General features: G+C 70.8%; 6 protein-coding genes. 1 reads left to right on the forward strand and 5 read right to left on the reverse strand.

Features of this window, described 5'->3' with window-relative positions:
* From carB to pyrR, 5 genes are all read right to left on the reverse strand, one after another.
* On the reverse strand, positions 1 to 1,730 hold a 1,730-nt coding region (gene carB / locus B2P18_RS08830), incomplete at its 3' end, for a carbamoyl-phosphate synthase large subunit (protein WP_286958148.1).
* Complete coding sequence (carA, locus tag B2P18_RS08835) at positions 1,730 to 2,881, reverse strand: glutamine-hydrolyzing carbamoyl-phosphate synthase small subunit (RefSeq protein ID WP_376783667.1); 1,152 nt, start codon at positions 2,879 to 2,881, stop codon at positions 1,730 to 1,732. The genes carA and carB, both read right to left, overlap by 1 nt.
* A gap of 31 nt (positions 2,882 to 2,912) precedes the next feature.
* Complete coding sequence (locus tag B2P18_RS08840; protein ID WP_286958149.1) at positions 2,913 to 4,217, reverse strand: dihydroorotase; 1,305 nt, start codon at positions 4,215 to 4,217, stop codon at positions 2,913 to 2,915.
* Complete coding sequence (locus B2P18_RS08845) at positions 4,217 to 5,152, reverse strand: aspartate carbamoyltransferase catalytic subunit (RefSeq protein WP_019286121.1); 936 nt, start codon at positions 5,150 to 5,152, stop codon at positions 4,217 to 4,219. The genes B2P18_RS08840 and B2P18_RS08845 overlap by 1 nt, the downstream gene beginning before the upstream one ends.
* On the reverse strand, positions 5,149 to 5,736 hold the full coding sequence (gene pyrR / locus B2P18_RS08850) for a bifunctional pyr operon transcriptional regulator/uracil phosphoribosyltransferase PyrR (RefSeq protein ID WP_029210440.1): 588 nt from the start codon (positions 5,734 to 5,736) through the stop codon (positions 5,149 to 5,151). The genes B2P18_RS08845 and pyrR overlap by 4 nt, the downstream gene beginning before the upstream one ends.
* Positions 5,737 to 6,080: 344 nt before the next feature.
* On the opposite strand from pyrR, the gene B2P18_RS08855 reads away from it, so the two are divergent.
* Complete coding sequence (locus B2P18_RS08855; RefSeq protein WP_019286124.1) at positions 6,081 to 6,575, forward strand: transcriptional regulator; 495 nt, start codon at positions 6,081 to 6,083, stop codon at positions 6,573 to 6,575.
* Positions 6,576 to 6,663 lie beyond the last annotated feature (88 nt).

The raw sequence follows: 6,663 nt of genomic DNA on the forward strand, positions 1-6,663 counted from the left end.
GAGTAGTCGAACTCGACGCCCTGGCCGATGCGGTTGGGGCCGCTGCCGAGGATGAGGACGGCCGGCTTCTCGCGCGGCAGCACCTCGGTCTCCTCGTCGTACGACGAGTAGTAGTAGGGCGTCTGGGCGGCGAACTCGGCGGCGCACGTGTCGACCGTCTTGAACACCGGGCGCACGCCCAGGGCGTGCCGCACCCCGCGCACCACCGGCTCGGCCATGCCGGTCAGCTGCGAGACCTGCGCGTCGGAGAAGCCGTGGCGCTTGGCCAGCCGCAGCTGCGCGGGCGTGAGGGTCTCGGAGCCCTTGATCGTGCGGGCGACCTCGTTGAGCAGCTCGATCTGGTCCAGGAACCACGGGTCGATGCGGGTCGCCTCGTGCACCTCCTCGACCGTCATGCCGGCCCGGAGCGCCTGCTGCACCAGCAGGATCCGGCCGTCCGTCGGGACCTTGGCCTGCTCCAGCCACTGCGCGCCCTGGTCGCGGCCGGGACGCTCGCCGCGCCAGTGGAAGGCCGCGTCCTTCTTCTCCAGCGAGCGCAGGGCCTTCTGCAGCGCCTCGGTGAAGTTGCGGCCGATCGCCATGGCCTCGCCGACGGACTTCATCGTGGTCGTGAGCGTCGGGTCGGCGGCCGGGAACTTCTCGAACGCGAACCGCGGCACCTTGACGACGACGTAGTCCAGGGTCGGCTCGAACGACGCCGGGGTCTCGCGGGTGATGTCGTTGGGCACCTCGTCGAGGGTGTAGCCGATGGCCATCTTGGCCGCGATCTTGGCGATCGGGAACCCCGTGGCCTTGGAGGCCAGGGCCGACGAGCGGGAGACGCGCGGGTTCATCTCGATGACGATGATCCGGCCGTCCTCGGGGTTGACCGCGAACTGGATGTTGCAACCGCCGGTGTCCACGCCGACCTCGCGGATGACGGCGATGCCGATGTCGCGCAGGTTCTGGTACTCCCGGTCGGTCAGCGTCAGGGCCGGTGCCACGGTGATGGAGTCGCCGGTGTGCACGCCCATCGGGTCGAGGTTCTCGATGGAGCAGACGACCACCACGTTGTCGGCGTGGTCGCGCATCACCTCGAGCTCGTACTCCTTCCACCCGAGGATGGACTCCTCGAGCAGCACCTCGGTGGTCGGCGAGGCGAACAGCCCGGCGCCGGCGATGCGCCGCAGGCCGGCCTCGTCGTAGGCGAAGCCGGAGCCGAGACCGCCCATGGTGAACGACGGCCGGACGACGAGCGGGTAGCCGAGATCGCCTGCGGCGTCGAGGCACTCGTCCATGGAGTGGCAGACGATCGATCGTGCGGACTCGGCGCCGCAGCGCTCGACGACGCCCTTGAAGCGCTCGCGGTCCTCCCCCAGCTGGATCGCCTCGACGTTGGCGCCGATGAGCGGGCAGTCGTAGCGCTCGAGGACGCCCGCCTCGTGCAGCGCCATGGCGCAGTTGAGGGCGGTCTGGCCGCCGAGGGTGGCCAGGACCGCGTCGGGGCGCTCCTTGGCGATGATCGCCTCCACCACCTCGGGGGTGATGGGCTCGACGTACGTCGCGTCGGCGAACTCCGGGTCGGTCATGATCGTGGCCGGGTTGGAGTTGACCAGGACGACCCGGATCCCCTCCTCGCGCAGCACGCGGCAGGCCTGGGTGCCGGAGTAGTCGAACTCGCAGGCCTGGCCGATGACGATCGGCCCGGAGCCGATGACCAGGACGCTCGTGATATCGGGGTTGCGGGGCATCAGCGGGCGTTCTCCTCAGGCTGGGCGGCGCCGATCAGGTCGATGAAGCGGTCGAACAGGTAGGCGGCGTCGTGCGGGCCCGCCGCCGCCTCGGGGTGGTACTGCACGGAGAAGGCCGGCACGTCGAGGCACTCGAGTCCCTCGACCACCTGGTCGTTGAGGCCGACGTGGCTCACCCGCGCCCGCCCGAAAGGGGTGTCGACGTCCTCGCCGATCGGCGCGTCGACGGCGAACCCGTGGTTCTGCGCGGTGATCTCGACCTTGCGGGTCGACAGGTCCATCACCGGCTGGTTGATCCCGCGGTGGCCGTACTTGAGCTTGTAGGTGCCGAGGCCGAGGGCCCGCCCGAGGATCTGGTTGCCGAAGCAGATGCCGAAGAAGGGGATGCGGGCGCCCAGGACCTCGCGCAGCACCCCCACCTCGTGCTCGGCCGCGGCCGGGTCTCCCGGGCCGTTGGACATGAACACCGCGTCCGGGGAGAGGGCCTGTATGTCGGAGAACGTCGAGGTCGCCGGCAGGACGTGCACCTCGAGGCCGCGCTCCGCCATGCGCTGCGGCGTCATGCCCTTGATACCGAGGTCGAGCGCTGCCACGCGGTAGCGTGGCTCGCCCTCGGGGCGCACGACGTACGGCTCGTCGGCGCTGACCTCGGCGGCCAGGGCCGAGCCGGCCATCGCGGGCTGGGAGACGACCCGGTCGATCAGCCGCTCCACGGGGGTGTCGGCCACGTCGCCGGAGAAGATGCCGACCTTCATCGAGCCGCGCTCGCGCAGGTGGCGCGTGAGGGCGCGGGTGTCGATCTCGCAGATCCCGACGACGCCCTGGCGCTCCAGCTCGCCCTCCAGCGAGGCCGTGCTGCGCCAGCTGCTCGGGCGCAGCGCGGGGTCCCGTACGACGAAGCCGGACACCCAGATGCGGTGCGACTCGTCGTCCTCGCCGTTGACGCCGGTGTTGCCGACGTGCGGGGCGGTCATGACGACCACCTGACGGTGGTAGGAGGGGTCGGTCAGGGTCTCCTGGTAGCCGGTCATGCCGGTGGAGAAGACCGCCTCGCCGACGGTGCTGCCGACGGCTCCGTAGGAACGACCCGCGAAGGTCCGTCCGTCCTCGAGGATCAGCAGGGCCGGTTGGCGTTCGAGGCGCAGGGTCACGACATGCTCCGCTCAGGTGTGAGGACGGGGGTCACGCGAGCCGGCCGTCGCGGACGGTAATGCGCCCACGCAGCATCGTCGCGCGGACGGCACCGGTGAGGGTCCGCCCGTGCCACGGATTGTTGCGCGACAGCGAGGCGCTCGCAGCGCGGTCCACGGTCAGAGACCGCGTGGGGTCGACGAGCACGAGGTTGGCGGGCTCACCCTCGGCGATCGGCCTGCCGTGACCCTCGAGGCGGGCGATCTCGGCGGGGCGCGTGGACATGACCCGGGCCACGTCGGCCCAGGACATCCGCCCGCTCTGCACCATCACGTCGCTGACGACGGCGAGCGCGGTCTCGAGCCCGAGCATGCCGAACGCCGCGTCCGCGAACGCGTGCTCCTTGTCGTGGACGACGTGGGGCGCGTGGTCGGTGGCGACGACGTCGATGGTGCCGTCGGCCAGGGCCGCGCGGAGCTCCTCGGCATACTCGCTCGGGCGCAGGGGCGGGTTGACCTTGTAGACGGTGTCGTAGTCCTGCAGGAGGTCGGTGGTGAGCACCAGGTGGTGCGGGGTGACCTCCGCGGTGACCTGCACCCCCTTGGACTTCGCCCAGCGGATGACCTCGAGGGAGCCCGGCGTCGAGACGTGGGCGACGTGCACCCGGCCGCCGGTCTGCTTGGCCAGCATGACGTCGCGGGCGACGACGACCTCCTCGGCGGCGTCGGGCCACCCGGGCAGCCCCAGCCGGCCGGACAGCTCGCCCTCGTGGCAGCAGGCGGTGCCGTCGGCGAGCCTGGGGTCCTGGGAGTGCTGGGAGATCACGCCGTCGAAGGCCGTGACGTACTCCAGCGCGCGGCGCATCAGCTGGCTGTCATGCACGCAGCGCCCGTCGTCGGAGAACACCCGCACCCGGGCCCTGGAGCGCGCCATGAGGCCGATCTCGGACAGCTCCTCGCCCGCGAGCCCCTTGGTGACGGAGCCGACGGGCATGACGTCGACCAGACCCGCCTCGCGCCCGCGTCGCCAGATCTCCTCGGCCTTCTCGGGGGTGTCGGTGACGGGCTGGGTGTTGGCCATCGCGAAGACCGCCGAGTAGCCGCCCACCGCGGCGGCCGCGGACCCGGTGCGGATCGTCTCGGCGTCCTCGCGGCCCGGCTCGCGCAGGTGCGTGTGCAGGTCGACGAGGCCGGGCAGGGCGACCAGGCCGTCCGCGTCGATGGTCTCGTCGACCGCGCCCGCGCTCACGGACATGCTTGCGGCGGAGCCGATCTCGCGGACGACGCCGTCGACGACGAGGACGTCGGCGGTGCGCTCCCCGAGCAGGCTGGCGCCGGTGATCAAGGTGGTGGACATCAGGCGGTCTCTCCTTCGCCGGCGAGCAGGTGGTAGAGCACGGACATGCGGACGGCGACGCCGCCGGAGACCTGGTCGAGGATCACCGACCGGGCGCCGTCGGCGGCGTCGGAGGAGATCTCCAGGCCGCGGTTCATCGGGCCGGGGTGGCAGATGAGCGCGTCGTCGCGCATGAGCTCGAGCCTGCGCGGCGTGAGGCCGAAGCCCGCGATGTACTCGCGCGGCGTGGGGAAGAAACCGCCGCTCATCCGCTCCTTCTGCACGCGCAGCATCATGACGACGTCGGCCTGGGGGATCTCGGCGTCGAAGTCGTAGGACCAGGTGAACCCGTCGCGCTCGGCCCAGGTGCGGATGCCGTCCGGCATCAGCGTGGGCGGCGCCACGACGGTGACCGTGGCGCCGAGCTTGGCCAGGCACAGCACGTTGGAGCGGAAGACCCGGCTGTGGCGCAGGTCGCCGCAGATGACCACGTGACGGCCGTCGAGGTCCCCCAGCTCGCGCCGCATGGTGTAGGCGTCGAGCAGGGCCTGGGTAGGGTGCTCGTGCGTGCCGTCGCCGGCGTTGATGACCACGCCGGAGACCCAGCTCGCGATCTGCTGCTGCGCCCCGGAGGCCATGTGGCGGATGACGAAGCCGTCCACGCCCATGGCCTGGAGGTTCATCACCGTGTCGCGCAGGGACTCGCCCTTGGACAGGGAGGACCCCTTGCCCGCCATGTTGAGCGAGTCGGCGGACAGCCACTTCTCGGCGAGCTCGAAGGACCCGCGCGTGCGGGTCGAGTCCTCGAAGAAGAAGTTGACGACGGTGCGGCCGCGCAGCGTGGGGAGCTTCTTGATGTCGCGGTGCTGCACCTCGTGCATCTGCACGGCGGTGTCGAGGATCTGGGTGATGTCCTCGCGGGTCAGGTCGTTGATGGACAGGAGGTGCTTGTTCACCGGTTCCCTCCGGAGATGCGGACCTCGTCGGTGCCGTCACGCTCGGCGAGCAGCACCGAGACCCGCTCGGTGGACGAGGTGGGGAGATTCTTGCCGACGTGGTCGGCGCGGACGGGCAGCTCACGGTGGCCGCGGTCCACGAGGACGGCGAGCCGGACGGCCCGGGGGCGGCCCAGGTCGGCCAGCGCGTCGAGCGCGGCGCGGACGGTGCGGCCGGAGTAGAGCACGTCGTCGACGAGGACGACGATCTTGTCGTCGATGCCGACGGAGGGGATGTCGAGCTTCTCCGCGGGGCGGATCGGCTTGCGCCGCAGGTCGTCTCGATACATCGTGATGTCGATCGCGCCCACGGGGACGTCCGTGCCCTCGACCTCGGCCATGGTCGTGGCCAGGCGGCGGGCGAGCGGGACTCCTCGGGTGGGGATACCGAGGACGACGAGGCCCTCCGCTCCCTTGTTGCGCTCGAGCACCTCGTGGGCCATGCGTCGCAAGGCCCGGGCGATCTCGTTGTCGCTCATGACGATCCGGGCATCGGTGCCGTCGTCGCCGGATGACTGGGGGGTGTGGTCTGGGGCAGGCGTCATCGCGTCTGACCTCCTTCTCGCCTCGCTGGACGTCGTTAAAGGATGTCGATCGGCACGATCCTAGCGGGCCCGGGCGGGTGGTCGTGACCCGCGTCCGGTGCCCCGTCACCAGCGCCCCAACCGCCCGAACCCTCGCGGACGGTCACAATCGGAACAGGACGGGGCCAATCGGGCGGACACCCACCGACCTCAACGACTACTCAGACCGTCCATTCACTCGCTCAGCGTCAAAGATGTGCCCATACGGATGAATATTGGTGGGCTTTCGGCGGTTGCGCTTGCCGCAAGGATCACAGTGAGTAACCATTCCACTGTTACAGACAGTTACGTGATCGGAGTCAGTCATGGCCAGCGACTACGCGAAGGCCCTCGGGTCCCGGCTGCGTTCCATCCGCACCCAGCAGGGCCTTTCCCTGCACGCGGTCGAGGAGCGCTCCCAGGGTCGCTGGAAGGCCGTCGTGGTGGGTTCCTACGAGCGTGGGGACCGCGCCGTGACCGTGCAGCGACTCTCCGAGCTCGCCGACTTCTACGGCGTGCCCGTCTCGGCCCTCATGCCCGACTCGGAGGTGGCGCCCGCCACCGAGGCCCCGGCCAAGCTGATCATCGACCTCGAGGCGCTGTCCCAGGTGTCCGCCGAGCGCGCCGGCCCCCTCGCCCGCTACGCCGCGACCATCCAGTCCCAGCGCGGCGACTACAACGGCAAGGTCCTGTCCATCCGCCAGGAGGACCTGCGCACCCTCGCCGTCATCTACGACACCTCCCCCGGCCAGCTGGCCGACGAGCTCGTCGGCTGGGGCGTCCTGGACCCCGCCGCCCGTCGCGGCATCCCGGAGTCCTGACCCTGCCGGGTCCGCGCAGGCGTCCCGTCCAGCTCGTATGCCGGAAGGCCCCGGCCCCTCGTGGGGTCGGGGCCTTCCGGCATACGAG

Source organism: Arsenicicoccus sp. UBA2120, from assembly GCF_002330965.1.
Classification (GTDB): Bacteria; Actinomycetota; Actinomycetes; order Actinomycetales; family Dermatophilaceae; genus Arsenicicoccus; species Arsenicicoccus bolidensis.

Coding starts and splice junctions, on each gene's coding strand:
- B2P18_RS08840 (WP_286958149.1), bottom strand. CDS start 4,217: ATGTCCACCACCTTGATCACCGGCGCCAGCCTGCTCGGGGAGCGCACC.
- pyrR (WP_029210440.1), bottom strand. CDS start 5,736: ATGACGCCTGCCCCAGACCACACCCCCCAGTCATCCGGCGACGACGGC.
- B2P18_RS08855 (WP_019286124.1), top strand. CDS start 6,081: ATGGCCAGCGACTACGCGAAGGCCCTCGGGTCCCGGCTGCGTTCCATC.